At 61.4% G+C, this 18055-nt stretch carries 17 protein-coding genes; 10 read left to right on the forward strand and 7 right to left on the reverse strand.

Features of this window, described 5'->3' with window-relative positions; translation table 11 throughout:
• Nucleotides 1–123: 123 nt before the first annotated feature.
• The 3 genes from AB7M32_RS20560 to AB7M32_RS20570 all read right to left on the reverse strand — a co-directional run bounded on the left by AB7M32_RS20560 (nucleotide 124) and on the right by AB7M32_RS20570 (nucleotide 2610).
• A complete protein-coding gene (locus tag AB7M32_RS20560) occupies nucleotides 124–1407 on the reverse strand; it encodes an arsenic transporter (protein ID WP_454251155.1) in 1284 nt (427 codons plus the stop codon).
• Between the two features lie 37 nt (nucleotides 1408–1444).
• On the reverse strand, nucleotides 1445–1795 hold the full coding sequence (locus AB7M32_RS20565) for a metalloregulator ArsR/SmtB family transcription factor (RefSeq protein ID WP_060741977.1): 351 nt from the start codon (nucleotides 1793–1795) through the stop codon (nucleotides 1445–1447).
• A gap of 257 nt (nucleotides 1796–2052) precedes the next feature.
• Nucleotides 2053–2610 (reverse strand): NADPH-dependent FMN reductase, encoded by a 558-nt coding sequence (locus AB7M32_RS20570; RefSeq protein ID WP_454251156.1) that lies wholly within the window; start codon nucleotides 2608–2610, stop codon nucleotides 2053–2055.
• A gap of 185 nt (nucleotides 2611–2795) precedes the next feature.
• On the opposite strand from AB7M32_RS20570, the gene AB7M32_RS20575 reads away from it, so the two are divergent.
• Entirely contained in the window at nucleotides 2796–3059 is a 264-nt protein-coding gene (locus AB7M32_RS20575; RefSeq protein ID WP_072404558.1) for a hypothetical protein, read from the forward strand.
• 86 nt (nucleotides 3060–3145) lie between these two features.
• Nucleotides 3146–4039, forward strand: coding sequence for a LysR family transcriptional regulator (locus tag AB7M32_RS20580; RefSeq protein ID WP_454251157.1), 894 nt, complete (start codon nucleotides 3146–3148; stop codon nucleotides 4037–4039).
• On the opposite strand, the gene AB7M32_RS20585 is transcribed toward AB7M32_RS20580, so the two are convergent.
• The 4 genes from AB7M32_RS20585 to AB7M32_RS20600 all read right to left on the reverse strand — a co-directional run bounded on the left by AB7M32_RS20585 (nucleotide 4005) and on the right by AB7M32_RS20600 (nucleotide 7183).
• The gene (locus tag AB7M32_RS20585; protein WP_454251158.1) at nucleotides 4005–4619 is read right to left on the reverse strand and encodes a GNAT family N-acetyltransferase; all 615 of its coding nucleotides are present in this window, start codon (nucleotides 4617–4619) and stop codon (nucleotides 4005–4007) included. The genes AB7M32_RS20580 and AB7M32_RS20585 overlap by 35 nt on opposite strands.
• 265 nt (nucleotides 4620–4884) lie before the next feature.
• On the reverse strand, nucleotides 4885–5649 hold the full coding sequence (gene dnaQ, locus AB7M32_RS20590; protein WP_454251159.1) for a DNA polymerase III subunit epsilon: 765 nt from the start codon (nucleotides 5647–5649) through the stop codon (nucleotides 4885–4887).
• Nucleotides 5650–5883: 234 nt separating this feature from the next.
• The gene (gene rnhA / locus AB7M32_RS20595; RefSeq protein ID WP_030142629.1) at nucleotides 5884–6336 is read right to left on the reverse strand and encodes a ribonuclease HI; all 453 of its coding nucleotides are present in this window, start codon (nucleotides 6334–6336) and stop codon (nucleotides 5884–5886) included.
• 88 nt (nucleotides 6337–6424) lie between these two features.
• Nucleotides 6425–7183, reverse strand: a complete 759-nt coding sequence (locus AB7M32_RS20600; protein WP_053119806.1) for a class I SAM-dependent methyltransferase — start codon at nucleotides 7181–7183, stop codon at nucleotides 6425–6427.
• Nucleotides 7184–7248: 65 nt separating this feature from the next.
• Here AB7M32_RS20600 and gloB point away from each other — a divergent pair, with 65 nt between their 5' ends.
• The 8 genes from gloB (at nucleotide 7249) to fabI (ending at nucleotide 18027) form a co-directional block, all read left to right on the forward strand.
• Nucleotides 7249–8016 carry a hydroxyacylglutathione hydrolase gene (gene gloB, locus AB7M32_RS20605; RefSeq protein ID WP_092477100.1) on the forward strand — a complete coding sequence of 256 codons (768 nt, stop codon included), beginning with the start codon at nucleotides 7249–7251 and terminating at the stop codon, nucleotides 8014–8016.
• A 99-nt stretch (nucleotides 8017–8115) separates the two neighbouring features.
• Nucleotides 8116–9573 carry a transglycosylase SLT domain-containing protein gene (locus AB7M32_RS20610; protein ID WP_454251160.1) on the forward strand — a complete coding sequence of 486 codons (1458 nt, stop codon included), beginning with the start codon at nucleotides 8116–8118 and terminating at the stop codon, nucleotides 9571–9573.
• Between the two features lie 245 nt (nucleotides 9574–9818).
• Nucleotides 9819–11651 carry an extracellular solute-binding protein gene (locus tag AB7M32_RS20615; protein WP_454251161.1) on the forward strand — a complete coding sequence of 611 codons (1833 nt, stop codon included), beginning with the start codon at nucleotides 9819–9821 and terminating at the stop codon, nucleotides 11649–11651.
• On the forward strand, nucleotides 11648–13501 hold the full coding sequence (locus tag AB7M32_RS20620) for an extracellular solute-binding protein (protein WP_454251162.1): 1854 nt from the start codon (nucleotides 11648–11650) through the stop codon (nucleotides 13499–13501). Before AB7M32_RS20615 ends, AB7M32_RS20620 begins: the two co-directional genes overlap by 4 nt.
• 4 nt (nucleotides 13502–13505) lie before the next feature.
• On the forward strand, nucleotides 13506–14579 hold the full coding sequence (locus AB7M32_RS20625; RefSeq protein WP_063320733.1) for a microcin C ABC transporter permease YejB: 1074 nt from the start codon (nucleotides 13506–13508) through the stop codon (nucleotides 14577–14579).
• 1 nt (nucleotide 14580) lies between these two features.
• Nucleotides 14581–15600 carry an ABC transporter permease gene (locus tag AB7M32_RS20630; RefSeq protein WP_109756031.1) on the forward strand — a complete coding sequence of 340 codons (1020 nt, stop codon included), beginning with the start codon at nucleotides 14581–14583 and terminating at the stop codon, nucleotides 15598–15600.
• 1 nt (nucleotide 15601) lies between these two features.
• Complete coding sequence (locus AB7M32_RS20635) at nucleotides 15602–17212, forward strand: ABC transporter ATP-binding protein (RefSeq protein ID WP_072404573.1); 1611 nt, start codon at nucleotides 15602–15604, stop codon at nucleotides 17210–17212.
• A 20-nt stretch (nucleotides 17213–17232) separates the two neighbouring features.
• The gene (fabI, locus tag AB7M32_RS20640; RefSeq protein WP_025213267.1) at nucleotides 17233–18027 is read left to right on the forward strand and encodes an enoyl-ACP reductase FabI; all 795 of its coding nucleotides are present in this window, start codon (nucleotides 17233–17235) and stop codon (nucleotides 18025–18027) included.
• Nucleotides 18028–18055: the final 28 nt, after the last annotated feature.

Raw genomic sequence — 18055 nt, forward strand, 5'->3', positions numbered from 1 at the left:
AGGACCTCATCGCGAGCAAGCTCGCTCCCACATTGGAAAGCACCTTTCTGCCAAAGTGAGTTCCCGCATTGGAATGCGCGCCCTTGTGGGAGCAAGCTTGCTCGCGATGAAGCCAACTCGGTTCTAGAAGGACAACCGCACAGCCAACGCCGCCAACGTCACCAGCAACACCGGCACCGTCAGCACAATCCCGACCTTGAAGTAATACCCCCAGCCGATCTGGATGTTCTTGCGCGCCAGCACATGCAGCCACAGCAACGTCGCCAGGCTGCCAATCGGCGTGATTTTCGGGCCCAGGTCGCTGCCGATGACGTTGGCATAGATCATCGCCTCCTTCACCACCCCAGTGGCCTGGCTGGCGTCGATGGACAAGGCGCCGATCAGCACCGTCGGCAAATTGTTCATGGCCGACGAGAGCAACGCCGTCAGCACACCGGTGCCCATGGCCGCGCCCCACACGCCATATTCGGCGAAACCGTCGAGCCAATGGGCCAGGTAACCGGTCAGCCCGGCGTTGCGCAGGCCATAGACCACCAAGTACATGCCCAGGGAAAAGATCACGATCTGCCAGGGCGCTTCCTTCATCGCCTTGCGGGTAGAGATCTTGTGGCCGTGGGCCGCGACCGCCAGCAGCAACACAGCACAGACCGCCGAGATCGCACTGATGGGAATCCCCAGCGGCTCCAGGGCAAAGCAACCCAGCAGCAGGATCACCAGTACCGCCCAGCCGGCATAGAACGTCGCCTTGTCGTGGATCGCCGTCGCCGGGTCATCCAACTGATGCGGGTCATAGTCACGTGGGATATCGCGGCGAAAGAACCACAGCAGTATCGCCAGGCTGGCCGCCACGCTCACCAGGTTCACCGGCACCATGACCGCCGCGTAGCGGTTGAAACCAATGCCGAAGAAGTCCGCCGAGACGATGTTCACCAGGTTCGACACCACCAGCGGCAGGCTCGCACTGTCGGCAATGAAACCAGCGCCCATTACGAACGCCAGGGTCGCCGCCGGGGAAAACCGCAGGGCCAGCAACATGGAGATCACGATAGGCGTGAGGATCAGCGCCGCCCCGTCATTGGCAAACAACGCCGACACCAGCGCCCCCAGCAAGACCATGAAGGCAAACAGCTTGCGCCCACTGCCTCGGCCCCAGCGAGCCACATGCAAGGCCGCCCAGGCGAAGAACCCCGCCTCGTCCAGCAGCAGGCTGATGATGATCAGCGCGACGAATGTACCGGTGGCGTTCCAGATGATCTGCCAGACCAGCGGAATATCACTGACCTGCACCACCCCACTCAGCAAGGCCAGCACCGCGCCCAGCGTCGCGCTCCAACCGACACCGAGCCCCCTGGGTTGCCAGATCACCAATGTAATGGTCAGCAGGAAAATCAACGACGCGATGAGCATGCGCAACAGCCTTGAAAAAGGGATGGGAAAGAAGGAATCAGCAGCAACGCGCCACCGGACGATCAGGCATGGCGTTCAAGCGCTGCACATCCGCTGTCAGCCAGGCGGTGCTGGCCGCCAACGCCTGCTCCAGCATCGTACTGACCCAGGCCGGTAACTGCGGGTGCTGGCGGTAATAAACCCACTGCCCCTGGCGTCGGTCGCTGAGCAACCCAGCGTTGCGCAGTTGCGCCAGGTGCCGGGAGATCTTCGGCTGGCTCAGGCCCAGCGCAGCGGTGAGCTCACAGACACACAACTCGCCTTCACGGGCCACCAGCAACGCAATGCGCGTACGGGTGTCATCGGCCAGGGCCTTGAAGACGTCGACGGGATTGGGGGAGTCGGGCATGGCGTGGGCAAGCCTGTGATGAGCGAATGGCGAATATATGGATATTCGAATATCCAGTAAAGCGGGGATTTGGATTGCCAGATGCGTTTGCAGATGTATATGCACTTGTGGCGAGGGGATTTATCCCCGTTGGGCCGCGAAGCAGCCCCGGACCCAACACCCTGGTGTGCCAGGCAATTTGAATGGGGGCGCTTCGCGCCCCAACGGGGATAAATCCCCTCGCCACAGAGGTGCTTGGTTTGAAGTTCCAGTGGCCGTCAAGCCTTCTTATTCTGCTCGACCCACTTGCCATAGGCATCGATGAACTTCTGCAAGAACGGCCGTACCGACTCCGACAGATTGCCCGCTTCGTCGAACGCCGTCCCGGCGTTACTCAGGTAGCCTTCCGGCTGCTGCATGCAGGGCACGTCAAGGAACACCAGGGACTGGCGCAAATGATGATTGGCGCCGAAACCGCCAATGGCGCCCGGCGAAGCGCTGATCACCGCCCCCGGTTTGCCGCTCAGGCAACTCTGGCCGTAGGGACGCGACCCCACATCGATGGCATTTTTCAACGGTGCCGGCACCGAACGGTTGTACTCCGGCGTGACGAACAACAAAGCATCGGCCGCGCCCACCTGCTGGCGGAAAGTGCTGTAGGCTGGCGGAGGGGAAACATCGATGTCTTCGTTGTAGAGCGGCAACTCGCCAATCTCGATGATATTCAGCTTGAGGTTGGCTGGCGCCAGGTCAGCCAGTGCCAGCGCGACCTTGCGGTTGATCGATGCCTTGCGCAGGCTGCCCACCAAAACGGCCACTGTGTAGACATTACTCATGAGAGGCTTCTCGACTGTCGGCTCAAAGGAGCCTGTAGTTATAGATGATCGGGGTGACAATTGGACCAGTGGAGCGACAAAAACCGGCCGGCTGGACTATTTTTTTCATGTAGGAAAACTTACCGCGCTTGACCAGGGTCTACAGAACCGCAAATCGAGTGATTTATTTCCAGAGGTTCTAAGCAATGGCAGCAGTACTTGTCGGACAATTTCATGCGCGGGACGCCGAAGGTCGCGTCTATTCGGTGCATGAGTTTCAGGAATCGACCCCGTCGCCCGACGGAAACGGCAAGGAGCCTGTCACTACCTATAAATTGGCTATCGGTGATCGAGTCAACAAACTCGACGATGGCAAATTTATTCTCGTGCAATCTCAAATCGAATTGACGCGCGAACCGGAAACGCCGCTGCCCACTCAAACGCCCACTGAAACGCAAATAGCTTCATAACCGTTGGTTATGAGCAGAAGTCATGCCCGGACTTGGGTTAGGATTCAGCCAATCAATGGCTCACCCGCCGAACATGGACTTCTTGCATGCGTTTACGCCACATCGAAGTGATCCAGGCGCTGCTGCAGACCGGCCACCTCGGCACGGCAGCCGAATGGCTGCAACTGTCGGTGGCGGAGGTCGAGGCGATATTGCGCGATGCCGAGGCCCAATTGGGTTTCATGCTGTTCGCCAGCGTGCGCGGTCGTTTGCAGGCCACCCGGGAAACCCTTGAATTGCGCGACGGTATCACACGGGTGTACGACACCCTTGAACCGGTGCAGCGCCTGGCCAGCAGCCTGAAACACCATCAGGCAGCGCCCTTGCGCATTATTTGCACGCCGCCGCTGGCCCAGCAGTTGCTGCCCCAGAGTATCGCCGCCTTGCGTCGTCGCCATCCGGATGCGCCGTGCACTTTGCTCAGCCGACCGACCCGCGACATCGTCCACAGCCTGCTGTTGCGCGAAAGCGATCTGGGCCTGAGCCTGCACGACCCTGAGCATCCCGACATCCATTGCCAGATGATCGCCCAGGGCAAACTGCAATTGCTCGCACCCCACGGTTGGCTGCAACCCCGTCAAAAATATATTTCGCTTCAGGACCTGGCGGGCCAGCCGCTGGTGGGCCTGGATGGCCATGACCCGCTGAGCCCTGCATTCGAGCATAAACTGGCGGCGCTGCGACCGGCGCCCATGATCCAGCTCCGCGTCCAGACCCATCAGATGATGCGCGCCATGGTCGAGGCCGGCGAAGGCCTGGCCATCGTCGACCCGTTTACCGCCTCGGGCGCCAAGGACGGCGGCCTCGACGTCTGCCCGGTATCACCCGCCATCGCGATTGGCCTCTATGCCTTGAGCCTCAACGACGCGCCCTCTTCACCCGCCCTTCAATCGCTGCTGGAACGAATTACGGAACAAGCCGAGGCGTTGCTGAGCCACTGATCGACATGCCCAGTGGGTCGTCGAACAGCCGGTACCAGAACAGCGCGACTTCGGCGGTATGCCGGTCAATGCCGCGATAGCGCAGGTGGTCGATACCGCCCAGCACGTAACCGCAACGTTCATAGAGCCGGCAGGCGCCCAGATTGTTGTTCTGGGTCTCGAGCATGATGCCCGGCAGTTTTTTCTTGCGGCTCCAGAAATGGGCGACATCGAGCAACGCCTTGGCCACCCCGTGGCGACGGGCCGGGGCGTGTACCGCCAGTTCGTCGATGTGGGCATAGCCGTTCCAGTTGGTACTGACCACCAAGTGCCCGACGGGCTGGTCATCGAGGTAGGCCATGAAGATCTCGCTGTCCGGGGCATCGCGGAAGCTGCTGAACTCTTCGGGATCGATGCCATAGCACTTGCGATAGGGAACGATGGGCGTCACCGGCCATTGGCTGACGGGACGGCCGATCTGCGCCGTCGCGTAGTCGCTGACTTCAAAGCTGAAATCGCTGCCCCAGATGTAGGCGGCAAAGCCATCATCGACGATGCGCACCGACAGTCCGGGGTGCTTGGGATTCATGACCGGTTGCATGCTGGGGAAGGTCCTCATTCCTTGAAGCAACCAACGGCGTGGTGCCATCCATTGCCCTTGTCTTTCAAATCATCACACATCAAGCGGGATCCGTACCGTAGCCTGCCCGTTACCTCAGGGTAGAAGGTCGTGGCGATTGTGGCGAGAAATGAACAATGGGCGCCCCTGCGGAAGCGGGCTTGATCGCGATGGCGGTGGTCCAGCCTGCATCAATGCTAAATGTGCCGCCGTCATCGCGAGCAAGCTCGCTTCCACAGGAGGGGTTTCATCCGTGCGTGGCGGCCTGTGTCTCGGCCAACTGTGTCCACAATGCCGGAGCACCCGCGGACTTGGCGATGGCTTCCAGACGCGCGGCATGCTCGGCCAGGTCGCTTTCGCTGGCGCGAATGATCCGCGATGGCTGGCGGTCGGCGGGCAAACGGCGAATTTCCGTGGCCTGGTTGCCTGAGCCTTCGCCTGTACCGTTGCCGTCCGAGGCGTTGCCGGCCAGGGACAGGCTGGTCTGGCCGCCGGTCATGGTCAGGTAGACGTCGGCCAGGATCTCGGAGTCGAGCAAGGCGCCGTGCAGTTCACGGCCGGAGTTGTCGACACCGTAGCGCTTGCACAAGGCGTCGAGGCTGTTGCGCTGCCCCGGATGCCGTTCCCGGGCCATCATCAGGGTATCGAGGATGGTGCAATGCTGGGTGATGTCGGCCCGATCGTGCTGCCCCATCAGGGCGAATTCGTTGTTGATGAACCCCACGTCGAACGCCGCGTTGTGGATGATCAACTGCGCGCCCTGGATGAATTCGAAGAACTCATCGGCCACCTCGGCAAAACGCGGCTTGCCCACCAGGAATTCGTTGGTGATGCCGTGGACGCCGATAGCGCCCTCGTCGCTTTCGCGGTCCGGTTGCAGGTAAACGTGGAAGTGGCGACCGGTCAGGCGCCGGCCGATCAGCTCGACACAACCGATTTCAATAATCCGGTGACCATCGGTCACCGGCATGCCGGTGGTTTCGGTATCCAGTACTACAGATCTGTTGGCCATCAGTGTTCAGCTCTCAGCGGGCAGTCTTGCAAAAGCGCGGATCTTAACACGCTCACGCCAGTGCATCCGCAATGTCCTGTCAGCCAGGCTTTTATGGCTTGGTGCTCTTGTGGCGAGGGAGCTTGCTCCCGCTCGGTTGCGCAGCGACCGCCCCAGGGGCCTGCTTCGCAGTCCAGCGGGAGCAAGCTCCCTCGCCACAGGTGTCATCCTGTCCAGATCCTGACAACGCCCCTATCAGGCCTGCTTGTAGCCCCGCACCTCATCCACCCCACGATTGGCCAACTGGTCAGCCCGCTCGTTGCCGTGGTGGCCGATGTGGCCGCGCACCCATTTCCAGGTGACGTTGTGGCGGTTGACCTGTTCATCCAGCAGCTTCCAGAGGTCGGCGTTTTTCACCGGTTCCTTCGCCGCCGTCTTCCAGCCGCGCTTCTTCCAGTTGGCCATCCACTCGTTGATGCCTTTCATCACGTATTGCGAGTCGGTCACCAGCAGTACATCGCAAGGCCGCTTGAGCTCTTCCAGGCCACGGATGGCGCCCATCAGTTCCATGCGATTGTTGGTGGTATTGGCTTCGCCGCCCCAGAGTTCCTTCTCCACGCCCTTGCACACCAGCAACGCGCCCCAGCCGCCCGGGCCGGGGTTGCCCTTGCAGGCGCCATCAGTGAAGAGTTCTACGCTATCGCTCATGCCAATCTATCCAGAAAAAATGCAAAGGCCAGCCGATCAGGCGGTTGATGCCTGTAGTCGAAAGGCCGGCCAGGCCTGCTAAAAAGGGTTATGGCTCGATGTGACGACGATTGACCTTGGCCATAGGCAAGGGAATCAGCTTGCCCATCGGCTCGCGTCGCGCCTGACGCACCGGGCGCAGCCCGACCGCGATCTTGCGCGCCACCAGCAGGTAGAAACCACCGCCGGACAACTGCCAGTCGCCGGCCTTGCGCTCCCAGCCGGCCAGGCGAGCCTGCCACTTGGGTGACGCAAGCGGCGGACGATAGCACCCGAAGCGGCGTTTCTCCAGCGCGAAGCCCAGCAGGTTGAGCCAGTCGCCGACCCTCGACGCCGAGATGCAGCGGGCCTGGCGCAAGGCGTCGTGGGCAAATACATGACGCAACCCCCAGGTGCTCCAGGGGTTGATACCGATGATCAACAGATGCCCGCCGGGGCGTACGCTGCTGGCGGCTTCACGCAACAAACCGTGGGGCGACAGGCAGAAATCCAGGCCGTGCTGCATGACCACCACGTCGGCGGCATGTTCGCTCAGCGGCCAGGCCTGCTCCTCACAGACGATTTCCACCCCGGGCAACGGCGCCCCCAGACGTACGTTTCGCTGGACCTGCGGTGCCGACGGCGGCGTTTGCGCCGAAGGCCCGTAGTGCACCAGATAGCCGCCAAAGAACCGGCCCAACTCGTCTTCGAGCATGCGCCGTTCCTCTTCCAGCAAAAATTGCCCGACAGGGCCGGACAGCCATTCACGGGCGGCGCTGATCAACGCCAGCCAGTCAGGATCAGCCTGAGCGAACGCTTCATCGGTCATTGCATTCTCCAACGCGTCAGGAAGTTCTAAGATGCGCCTTTGTTTTCCGCTTGGCGAATTCCGCGATGATACAGATCAGTGCCCTGCCCGCGTTCACCGATAACTACATCTGGTTGTTACAGGACCACTCCACCCAGCGCTGCGCCGTGGTCGACCCGGGTGATGCCGCGCCAGTACAGGCCTGGCTCGACGCCCATCCGGGCTGGGTCCTGAGCGACATTATGATCACCCATCATCACCATGATCATGTCGGCGGCGTCCAGGCGTTGAAGAATGCGACGAACGCCACCGTCTACGGCCCGGCCAGCGAAAACATCCCGGCGCGGGACCAGGCCCTGCATGACAACGACCAGGTCAGCGTGCTCGGCTGGGACTTCGATGTCTACGCGGTGCCCGGCCATACGCTGGGGCACATCGCCTACTACCACCATGGCCTACTCTTTTGTGGCGACACCCTGTTCGCCGCCGGTTGCGGCCGGCTTTTCGAAGGCACGCCCGCGCAGATGCACCATTCCCTGGGTCGCCTCGCCGCCTTGCCTGAAGATACGCTGGTCTACTGCACCCATGAATACACCCTCAGCAACCTGAAGTTCGCTGCCGCCGTGGAGCCGGGCAACCCGGACATCGCCGCCCGCCTGGAAAAAGTCGTCCGCCAACGCAACGAAGGCATCATGACGCTGCCCTCCACCCTGGCCCTGGAAAAACTCACCAACCCGTTCCTGCGCACGACTGAAACATCTGTTAAACAAAAAGCAGACGAACGGAGCGGCCAGCGAAACCAGACGCCGAGTGAGGTTTTTGCGGCCTTGCGGGCTTGGAAAGATACGTTCTAAGGCAACTATCGATTGATACAAAAATTCTGAAAGGTTGACCTGTTGGGGTGCGCTTCCTAGAATCGGCCGACATTTTTGCCCGGAACTTACTTCCAGCCAATGTCGTCATCTATACGCAGGTCCGTCCAGTCAGACACATTGACCCGCTTGGCTCAAGCCATTGCGGTGGCTGTGTCCGCCACCCTGGCGGGCTGCCAGAGCACGAGCCAGCTGCCGCAGACCGACGCGGCGCACACCCCGAACATCGCCGCTCGCGCCAAACAGAAGCCGGTATGGCTCACCGAGAAACCCAGCCCCCAAGTGCCCCAGGACATCTGGGAACGCATGCGCCAGGGCTTCCAGCTGCAGGAAACGGCTGGCGTCAACCCGCGTATCGAGCAACAGCGCCTGTGGTTCGCCAGCAACCCTTCCTTCCTGGAAAACGCCGGTGAGCGCGGCAGCCTGTACATCCATTACATCGTCGAACGCCTTGAAGAACGCAACATGCCGCTGGAACTGGCGCTGCTGCCGGTGATCGAGAGCGCCTACAATCCCATGGCCTATTCCCGGGCCAACGCGGTGGGGCTGTGGCAATTCATCCCGTCCACGGGGCGTTACTTCAACCTGCGCCAGACCCGCTTCTATGACGGGCGACGCGACATCACCGCCTCCACCACGGCCGCCATGGACTACCTGACGCGCCTGCATGACATGTTCAACGGTGACTGGTTGCTGGCGCTGGCGGCCTACAACGCCGGCGAAGGCACGGTCAGCCGCGCCATCGAGCGCAATGAGAAGCTTGGCCTGCCCACCGACTACTGGAACCTGCCGCTGCCCAGCGAGACCCAGGCCTATGTGCCGAAGTTGCTGGCGCTGTCCCAGGTGGTGCTCGCGCCCGACGCCTATGGCGTGAACCTCAACCCGATCGCCAACGAACCCTATTTCCAGGTCGTCGAGATCAACCAGCGCATGGACCTGTCCAAGGTCGCGGCGGTGGCCAACATCGACGAAGACGAGCTGTTCCAGCTCAATCCGGCCTTCAAGCAGCGCACCACCATCGACGGCCCCCAGCACCTGCTGGTGCCGACGTCCAAGGCCCAATTGCTGACCGCCAGCCTGTCGACCATGCGCCCGGAAGAGCTGATCAGCCAGCGCGCACTCAAGCCGGTTTTCGAATCAGTCGACGACAGCGAAGTGGAAGGTGCCAGGCGCACCTACCGCGTCAAGCGCGGCGACAACCTGGCCCAGATCGCCAAGGCCAACAACGTCCAGACCAAGGACCTGCAGCGCTGGAACAAACTCAGCGGCAACAAACTCAAGGTCGGCCAGGCCCTGGTGATGCAGGACGCCAAGGCCAGCAAGGCCAGCAAGGCCACCGGCAAGCGCATCAGCACGGTGGTGGCCGTCAACAGCAAGAACCAGAAGAAACAGACCCAGTACAAGGTCAAGCAGGGCGATTCGTTGTACGTCGTCGCCAAGCGCTTCAACGTGGAAATGCAACACCTCAAGCGCTGGAACCCGCGGATGGGCAAGGCGCTCAAGCCGGGACAGATGCTGACGGTGTACTCCCCTCATTGACGCGACCGAGGCTGCCGCTGGGCTGTGTGTAGGAGCTGGCGAAGCCTGCGATCTTTTGATCTTTTGATCTTTCGCTTGAGACTCAAGTGTCTGGGGAAAGATCGCAGCCTCGTTGCACTCGACAGCTCCTACACAGCTCCCACACGGTTCCTACACCGCTCCTACAGTTCCCGCCTTTTTCCTGCCGATACAAGCTGTTACTGTACAGGCCATAAAGCCCAAGCCGCCTGGATCGGATCTCAGACTTGATACGTCCCCTCCTCCTGTTCCTGATCAGCCTGGCCTTGAGCTCTCCCGCCAGCGCAGCCATCAGCGAAAGCCATGGCTATGCGCAGTTCGGCACGCTCAAGTACCCGGCCAGATTCACCCACTTCGACTGGGTCAACCCGCAAGCGCCCAAGGGCGGAGTCTTGCGGGTCATGGCATTCGGCACCTTCGATACGCTCAATCCCTACACGTTCAAGGGCAGCAGCCCGATTTCCACGCCCAATTTCCTGCAATACGGCATCAATGAGCTGAACGAACCGCTGATGGTCGGCACTGGCCAGTACGCACCGTCCGGCGATGAACCGACGTCGAGCTATGGCCTGATCGCCCAGTCGGTGGAATACAGCGAAGATCGCAGCTGGGTGGTGTTCAACCTGCGCCCCGAAGCGCGGTTTCACGACGGCGTGCCCATCACCGCCTATGACGTGGCGTTCTCCTACAGGACGCTGCTCAAGGATGGCCACCCGCAATACCGCACCAACCTGCAGGAAGTGCTGCGGGTCGACATTCTCAACCCGCTGAAAATCCGCTTCGTCTTCAAGCGCGCGGGCAATCCCTTGCTGATCCTGCGCCTGGGTGAGCTGCCGGTGTTGCCCCAGCATTACTGGAAAGGCCGCGACTTCAAGGCGACGACCTTCGAACCGCCCCTGGGCAGCGGGCCGTATCGCATCACCAAAGTGCAGCCAGGCCGCCAGTTGGTGTTCGAACGGGTCAAGGACTACTGGGGCAAGGACCTGCCGGTCAATCGCGGCAAGTACAACTACGACCGCATGGACGTGGAGTTCTACCGTGACAGCGAAGTCGCCTTCGAAGCCTTCAAGGCCGGCGAGTTCGACATCTACATCGAACATCAGGCCAAGAACTGGGCCAACGGCTATCAATTCCCGGCGGTCAACCGGGGCGATGTGATCAAGGCGCAGATCCCCCACCAGATTCCGACCCAGACCCAGGGCCTGTTCATGAACACCCGGCGCGGCACATTCGCCAACGTCAAGGTGCGCGAAGCCTTGGGGCTGATGTTCGATTTCGAGTGGACCAACCGCACCCTGTTCAGCGGCGCCTACAAGCGCACCCTCAGCTATTACCCCAACAGCGAATTCTCCGCCACCGGCCTGCCGGTGGGTCATGAATGGCTGCTGCTCAAGCCGTACCGGGATCAATTGCCGCCCAAACTGCTCACCGAACCCTTCAGCTTGCCCAAGACCGACGGGCGCGGCATTCCCCGGGAAACTCTGCGCAAGGCATTGGGACTCTTGAAGGAAGCCGGCTGGAATCTCAACGGCCAACGCCTGCTGAACGCCGACCACCAGCCCCTGAGCTTCGAAATCCTGCTGGTGAACCCGAACCTCGAGCGTATCCTGCAACCCTACGTCGAAAACCTTGCCAGCATCGGTGTTCAAGCCCGGCTGCGTACGGTGGACCGCGCCCAATACAAACAGCGCCTGGACCAGTTCGACTTCGACATGATCCTGCTGACCTTGAACCAGACACTCAGCCCGGGCCTCGAGCAATGGCAGTACTTCCACTCCAGCCAGGTCGGGGTCAAGGGCAGCAAGAACTACGCCGGGATCGCCAACCCGGTGGTCGACCATTTGTTGGAAAAACTGCTCGCCGCCCAGACCCGCGATGAACAGGTCGCCGCCGGCAAGGCCCTGGATCGCGTACTGCTGTGGCAGCATTACTGCATTCCCAACTGGTATCTCAATTATCATCGCCTGGCGTACCGCAACCGGTTCGCCTTCGTCACCACGCCGCCCTATACCCTGGGCCTGAGCGCTTGGTGGCTGAAATCTTCGGAGAAAGATCAATGAAGCCTTTTCGCGCCCTGCTCCTGCAGGCCAGCAGCCTGTTATTCGCCGGGCTGGCCTGCGCCGCCCCGCAGCATGCCGTGACCTTGTACAACGAGCCGCCGAAATACCCGGCCGACTTCAAGCATTTCGATTACGTCAATCCGGACGCGCCCAAGGGCGGTATCTTCCGCCAGGGCGGCTTTGGGGGGTTCGACAGCCTCAACCCGTTCATCAGTAAAGGCGTGCCGGCCGATGACATCGGCCTGATCTACGACACCCTGGCCAAGCAGGGCCTGGACGAACCCTTCACTGAATACGGCTTGATCGCCGAAAAAATCGAGAAAGCCCCCGACAATGGCTGGGTGCGCTTCTACCTGCGCCCCGAAGCCCGCTTCAACGACGGTCATCCGGTGCGCGCCGAAGACGTGGTCTTCAGCTTCCAGACCCTGACCAAGGACGGCGCACCGATGTTCCGCGGCTACTACAACGACGTTGCCGAAGTGATCGCCGAAACCCCACTCAAAGTGCTGTTCAAGTTCAAACACACCAACAACCGCGAATTACCGTTGATCCTCGGCCAATTGCCGGTATTGCCGAAGCACTGGTGGGCCGAGCGTGACTTCAACAAGGGCAACCTGGAGATCCCCCTGGGCAGCGGCCCTTACAAGGTCGCCGAAGTGAAGGCCGGCCGCTCGATCCGCTATGAGCGGGTGAAGGACTATTGGGGCAAGGACCTGCCGGTCAATCGCGGGTTCTACAACTTCGACGTGCTGGTCACCGACTACTACCGCGACAACACCGTCGCGGTCGAAGCCTTGAAAGCCGGGCAGTTCGATTTCTGGCTGGAAATGACCGCCAAGAACTGGGCCAACGCCTACAACATCCCGGCCGTGACCGAAGGCCGGCTGATCAAGGAACAGATCCCCAACGGCAACCCCACCGGCATGCAGGGCTTTGTCTACAACCTGCGCCGGCCGGTCTTCCAAGATGTGCGGGTGCGCAAGGCCTTGAGCCTGCTGCTGGATTTCGAGTGGACCAACAAGCAACTGTTCAACGGCGCCTACGCCCGCACCCGCAGCTATTTCGAGAATTCGGAAATGGCCGCCACCGGCCTGCCCGGCGAAGACGAACTGAAGATTCTCGAGCCCCTGCGCGGCCAGATTCCCGAGCAAGTCTTCAGCGAAGCCTTCCAGCCTTCGATGTGCGACGGCAGCGGCATGATCCGCGACCAGCAGCGCAAGGCCTACCAATTGCTGCAGGAAGCCGGCTGGCGCATCGTCGACGACAAGATGGTCGACGCCCAAGGCAAACCGGTGGTGCTGGAGTTCCTGCTGGCCCAGACCGAGTTCGAGCGGATATTGCTGCCCTTCAAGCGCAACCTGAGCGACCTGGGCATCGAACTGGTGATCCGCCGGGTGGACGTGTCCCAGTACATCAACCGCGTACGCTCCCGGGACTTCGACCTGGTGGTGGGCAGTTTCCCGCAATCCAGCTCACCGGGTAACGAACAGCGCGAATTCTGGATGTCCGCCGCCGCCGACAAGCCCGGCAGCCGCAACACCATGGGCCTGAAGGACCCGGCAGTGGACCAACTGGTGGAACAACTGATCAACGCCGATTCGCGCAAGAGCCTGGTGGCCCATGCCCGTGCATTGGACCGGGTCCTGCAATGGGGCTATTACGTGATTCCCAACTGGCACATCAAGACCTGGCGCGTGGCCTACTGGAACCACATCGGCCATCCGAAAATCACGCCGACCTATGACATCGGCACCACCACCTGGTGGGTCAAGCCGGAGGTCAAGCCGGCCGATGAAGTAGAGAAGCAGGTCATCGAGCAGCAAATCGCCGCCCCTGCGAGCGTGGAGTAACAAGATGCTGGCTTATATTTTTCGGCGACTGCTGCTGATCATCCCGACCCTGTTCGGCATTCTGCTGATCAACTTCGTCATCATCCAGGCCGCGCCCGGCGGGCCGGTGGAACAGATGATCGCCAAGCTCGAAGGTTTCGAGGGCGCCACCAGCCGCATCGCTGGCGGCGGCGCCGAAGTGTCGGTGGCCGGTTCTTCCTACCGCGGTGCCCAAGGCCTGGATCCGGCGCTGGTCAAGGAAATCGAACGCATGTACGGCTTCGACAAGTCGGCTCCCGAACGCCTGTGGATCATGATCAAGAACTATGCCCACCTGGACTTCGGCGACAGTTTCTTCCGCGATGCCAAGGTCATCGACCTGATCAAGGAAAAGATGCCGGTGTCCATTTCCCTCGGGCTGTGGAGCACATTGATCATGTACCTGGTGTCGATTCCCCTGGGGATCGCCAAGGCCACCCGACACGGCAGTCATTTCGACGTATGGACCAGTTCGGCGATCATCGTCGGCTATGCGATTCCCTCATTCCTGTTCGCCATCCTGCTGATCGTGGTGTTTGCCGGCGGCAGTTATTTCGACTGGTTCCCGTTGCGCGGGCTGACCTCCAACAACTTCGACGAATTGAGCATGGGCGGCAAGATCCTCGATTACTTCTGGCACCTGGCCTTACCTGTGACCGCCCTGGTGATCGGCAACTTCGCCACCATGACCCTGCTGACCAAGAACAGCTTCCTCGACGAAATCAACAAGCAATACGTGGTCACCGCCAAGGCCAAGGGCCTGACCCGTCATCGGGTCCTCTACGGCCATGTCTTCCGCAACGCCATGCTGCTGGTGATCGCCGGCTTCCCTTCGGCGTTCATCGGGATCTTCTTCACCGGTTCCCTGCTGGTGGAAGTGATCTTCTCCCTCGACGGCCTGGGCCTGATGAGTTTCGAAGCAGCCATCAACCGCGACTACCCGGTGGTGTTCGGCACGCTGTTCATCTTCACCCTGCTGGGGCTGGTGGTGAAACTGATCGGCGATCTGACCTACACCTTTGTCGATCCGCGCATCGACTTCGAAAGCCGGGAGCATTGAGATGAACCTGTCCCCTCTCAATCGCCGTCGTTTCGAACTGTTCAAGGCCAACAAGCGTGGCTGGTGGTCGCTGTGGCTGTTCCTGATCCTGTTCGGGCTGAGCCTGGGCGCCGAGTTGATCGCCAACGACAAGCCGCTGGTGGTGCATTACGACGACGGCTGGTACTTCCCGGCCCTCAAGCGCTATCCGGAAACCACGTTCGGCGGCGAATTCCCCCTGGAAGCCAACTACAAGAGCCCGTACATCCGCGAACTGCTGGCGGCCAAGGACGCCTGGGTGCTGTGGGCACCGATTCCATTCAGCTACCAGAGCATCAACTACGACCTCAAGGTCCCGGCCCCGGCACCGCCCTCCTCCGTGAATTGGCTGGGTACCGATGACCAGGGCCGCGATGTTTTGGCCCGGGTGATCTACGGCTTCCGTATCTCGGTGTTGTTCGCCCTGACGCTGACGCTGCTCAGCTCGATCATCGGCGTGATCGCCGGCGCCCTGCAGGGTTTCTATGGCGGTTGGGTGGACCTGGCCGGCCAACGCTTCCTGGAAATCTGGTCCGGGCTGCCGGTGCTGTACCTGCTGATCATCCTCGCCAGTTTCGTACAGCCGAACTTCTGGTGGCTGCTGGGCATCATGCTGCTGTTTTCCTGGATGAGCCTGGTGGACGTGGTCCGCGCCGAGTTCCTGCGCGGGCGCAACCTGGAATACGTGCGCGCCGCTCGGGCGCTGGGCATGCAGAACGGCGCGATCATGTTCCGTCACATCCTGCCCAACGCCATGGTCTCCACCATGACCTTCATGCCGTTCATCCTCACCGGCGCCATCGGCACCCTCACCGCCCTGGATTTCCTCGGCTTTGGCCTGCCGCCGGGGGCGCCGTCCCTGGGCGAGCTGGTGGCCCAGGGCAAATCCAACCTCCAGGCACCGTGGCTGGGCATCAGTGCGTTCGCCGTGCTGGCGCTGATGCTGAGCCTGCTGGTGTTCATCGGCGAGTCCGCTCGCGACGCCTTCGATCCGAGGAAGTGATATGAACCGGGACAATCTGATCGAAGTACGCGACCTGGCGGTAGAGTTCATCGTAGGCGAACGCCACCAGCGCGTGGTCGAGGGCGTCAGCTTCGACATCAAGCGCGGTGAAACCCTGGCCCTGGTGGGTGAAAGCGGCTCGGGCAAGTCGGTCACCGCCCACTCGATCCTGCGCTTGCTGCCCTATCCGCTGGCCCATCACCCCACCGGGACCATCCAGTACGCCGGCCAGGATTTGCTGGGGCTGAAGGAAAAAACCATCCGCCATATCCGCGGCAACCGGATCGCGATGATCTTCCAGGAGCCGATGACGTCCCTGAACCCGCTGCACTGCATTGAAAAACAGATCAATGAAGTGCTCGGCATCCACAAGGGCCTGACCGGCAAGGTCGCCACACGCCGGACCCTGGAGTTGCTGGAGCTGGTCGGCATTCCCGAACCCCACAAGCGCCTCAAGGCCCTGCCCCACGAGTTGTCCGGCGGGCAGCGCCAGCGAGTGATGATCGCCATGGCCCTGGCCAACGAACCGGAACTGCTGATCGCCGACGAACCGACCACCGCCCTGGACGTCACCGTCCAGCTGAAAATCCTCGAATTGCTCAAGGAATTGCAGGCGCGATTGGGTATGTCGTTGCTGCTGATCAGCCACGATTTGAACCTGGTGCGAAGAATTGCGCATCGCGTATGTGTCATGCAGCGCGGTTGCATCGTCGAACAGGCATCGTGCGAAGAGTTGTTCCGCGCGCCGCAGCATCCGTACACTCGGGAGCTGCTGGGCGCCGAACCCAGCGGCACCCCGGCGAACAACGTCGTCGGCCCGCCGCTGTTGCAGGTCGAGGACCTGAAAGTCTGGTTCCCGATCAAGAAAGGTCTGTTCAAACGCACGGTGGACTATATCAAGGCCGTGGACGGTATTCGCTTCAGCCTGCCTCAGGGCCAGACTCTGGGCATCGTCGGCGAAAGCGGTTCCGGCAAATCCACCCTGGGGCTGGCAATCCTGCGGTTGATCGGCAGCCAGGGGGGGATCCGCTTCGAAGGCAAGCAGCTCGATAGCCTGACGCAGCAACAGGTCCGGCCACTGCGCCGGGAGATGCAAGTGGTGTTTCAGGACCCGTTCGGCAGCCTGAGCCCACGAATGTGTGTGAGCCAGATCGTCGGCGAAGGCCTGCGGATCCACAAGATCGGCACCGCGGCCGAACAGGAACAAGCGATAATCGCGGCATTGAAGGAGGTAGGCCTGGACCCGGAAACCCGGAACCGCTATCCCCATGAGTTTTCCGGAGGGCAACGGCAGCGTATCGCCATTGCCCGGGCCCTGGTGCTCAAGCCGGCGTTGATTCTGCTGGATGAACCAACGTCGGCCCTGGACCGTACCGTGCAACGCCAAGTGGTGGAGCTGTTGCGGTCCTTGCAAACCAAGTACAACCTGACGTACCTGTTTATCAGCCATGACCTGGCTGTCGTCAAAGCGCTGAGCCACCAATTGATGGTGGTCAAGCATGGCCAAGTGGTCGAACAAGGTGATGCCCGCAGCATATTCGCCGCGCCGCAGCACCCCTATACACAGCAGTTGCTGGAGGCCGCCTTCCTGGCCCCAACAACTGCCGAATAACCTGAAAAGAGGAGCAACACATGGGTTTTCTCGCCGGTAAGCGCGTACTGATCGTCGGTGTCGCCAGCAAGCTGTCCATCGCATCCGGCATCGCCGCCGCCATGCATCGCGAGGGCGCTGAGCTTGCCTTCACTTATCAGAACGACAAACTCAAGGGTCGTGTCGAAGAGTTCGCACAAGGCTGGGGCTCGAGCCCTGAGCTGTGCTTCCCGTGCGACGTGGCCAGCGACGAAGAAATCGCCAAGGTCTTCGAAGCGCTGAGCAAGAAGTGGGACGGCCTGGACTGCATCGTGCACTCCGTGGGCTTCGCCCCGGGCGACCAGCTGGACGGCGACTTTACCGAAGCCACCACCCGCGAAGGTTTCCGCATTGCCCACGACATCAGCGCCTACAGCTTCGTGGCCCTGGCCAAAGCCGGTCGCGAAATGATGAAAGGCCGCAACGGCAGCCTGCTGACCCTGTCGTACCTGGGCGCCGAGCGCACCATGCCGAACTACAACGTCATGGGCATGGCCAAGGCCTCCCTGGAAGCCGGCGTACGTTACCTGGCCGGTTCCCTGGGCCCGGACGGCACCCGCGTCAACTGCGTATCGGCCGGCCCGATCCGTACCCTCGCCGCTTCCGGTATCAAGAACTTCCGCAAGATGCTGGCCGCCAACGAAGCGCAAACCCCGCTGCGTCGCAACGTCACCATCGAAGAAGTCGGCAACGCCGGCGCCTTCCTGTGCTCGGACCTGGCGTCGGGTATCAGCGGTGAAATCATGTACGTGGACGGCGGCTTCAACACCACCGCCATGGGTAACCTCGAAGAGTAATCTTCACGCTGCAGCAAAAAAGCCGCTT

It is taken from the genome of Pseudomonas sp. R151218B TE3479, from assembly GCF_053629195.1.

Coding starts and splice junctions, on each gene's coding strand:
- AB7M32_RS20560 (WP_454251155.1), bottom strand. CDS start 1,407: ATGCTCATCGCGTCGTTGATTTTCCTGCTGACCATTACATTGGTGATC.
- AB7M32_RS20565 (WP_060741977.1), bottom strand. CDS start 1,795: ATGCCCGACTCCCCCAATCCCGTCGACGTCTTCAAGGCCCTGGCCGAT.
- AB7M32_RS20570 (WP_454251156.1), bottom strand. CDS start 2,610: ATGAGTAATGTCTACACAGTGGCCGTTTTGGTGGGCAGCCTGCGCAAG.
- AB7M32_RS20575 (WP_072404558.1), top strand. CDS start 2,796: ATGGCAGCAGTACTTGTCGGACAATTTCATGCGCGGGACGCCGAAGGT.
- AB7M32_RS20580 (WP_454251157.1), top strand. CDS start 3,146: ATGCGTTTACGCCACATCGAAGTGATCCAGGCGCTGCTGCAGACCGGC.
- AB7M32_RS20585 (WP_454251158.1), bottom strand. CDS start 4,619: ATGCAACCGGTCATGAATCCCAAGCACCCCGGACTGTCGGTGCGCATC.
- dnaQ (WP_454251159.1), bottom strand. CDS start 5,649: ATGGCCAACAGATCTGTAGTACTGGATACCGAAACCACCGGCATGCCG.
- rnhA (WP_030142629.1), bottom strand. CDS start 6,336: ATGAGCGATAGCGTAGAACTCTTCACTGATGGCGCCTGCAAGGGCAAC.
- AB7M32_RS20600 (WP_053119806.1), bottom strand. CDS start 7,183: ATGACCGATGAAGCGTTCGCTCAGGCTGATCCTGACTGGCTGGCGTTG.
- gloB (WP_092477100.1), top strand. CDS start 7,249: ATGATACAGATCAGTGCCCTGCCCGCGTTCACCGATAACTACATCTGG.
- AB7M32_RS20610 (WP_454251160.1), top strand. CDS start 8,116: ATGTCGTCATCTATACGCAGGTCCGTCCAGTCAGACACATTGACCCGC.
- AB7M32_RS20620 (WP_454251162.1), top strand. CDS start 11,648: ATGAAGCCTTTTCGCGCCCTGCTCCTGCAGGCCAGCAGCCTGTTATTC.
- AB7M32_RS20625 (WP_063320733.1), top strand. CDS start 13,506: ATGCTGGCTTATATTTTTCGGCGACTGCTGCTGATCATCCCGACCCTG.
- AB7M32_RS20630 (WP_109756031.1), top strand. CDS start 14,581: ATGAACCTGTCCCCTCTCAATCGCCGTCGTTTCGAACTGTTCAAGGCC.
- AB7M32_RS20635 (WP_072404573.1), top strand. CDS start 15,602: ATGAACCGGGACAATCTGATCGAAGTACGCGACCTGGCGGTAGAGTTC.
- fabI (WP_025213267.1), top strand. CDS start 17,233: ATGGGTTTTCTCGCCGGTAAGCGCGTACTGATCGTCGGTGTCGCCAGC.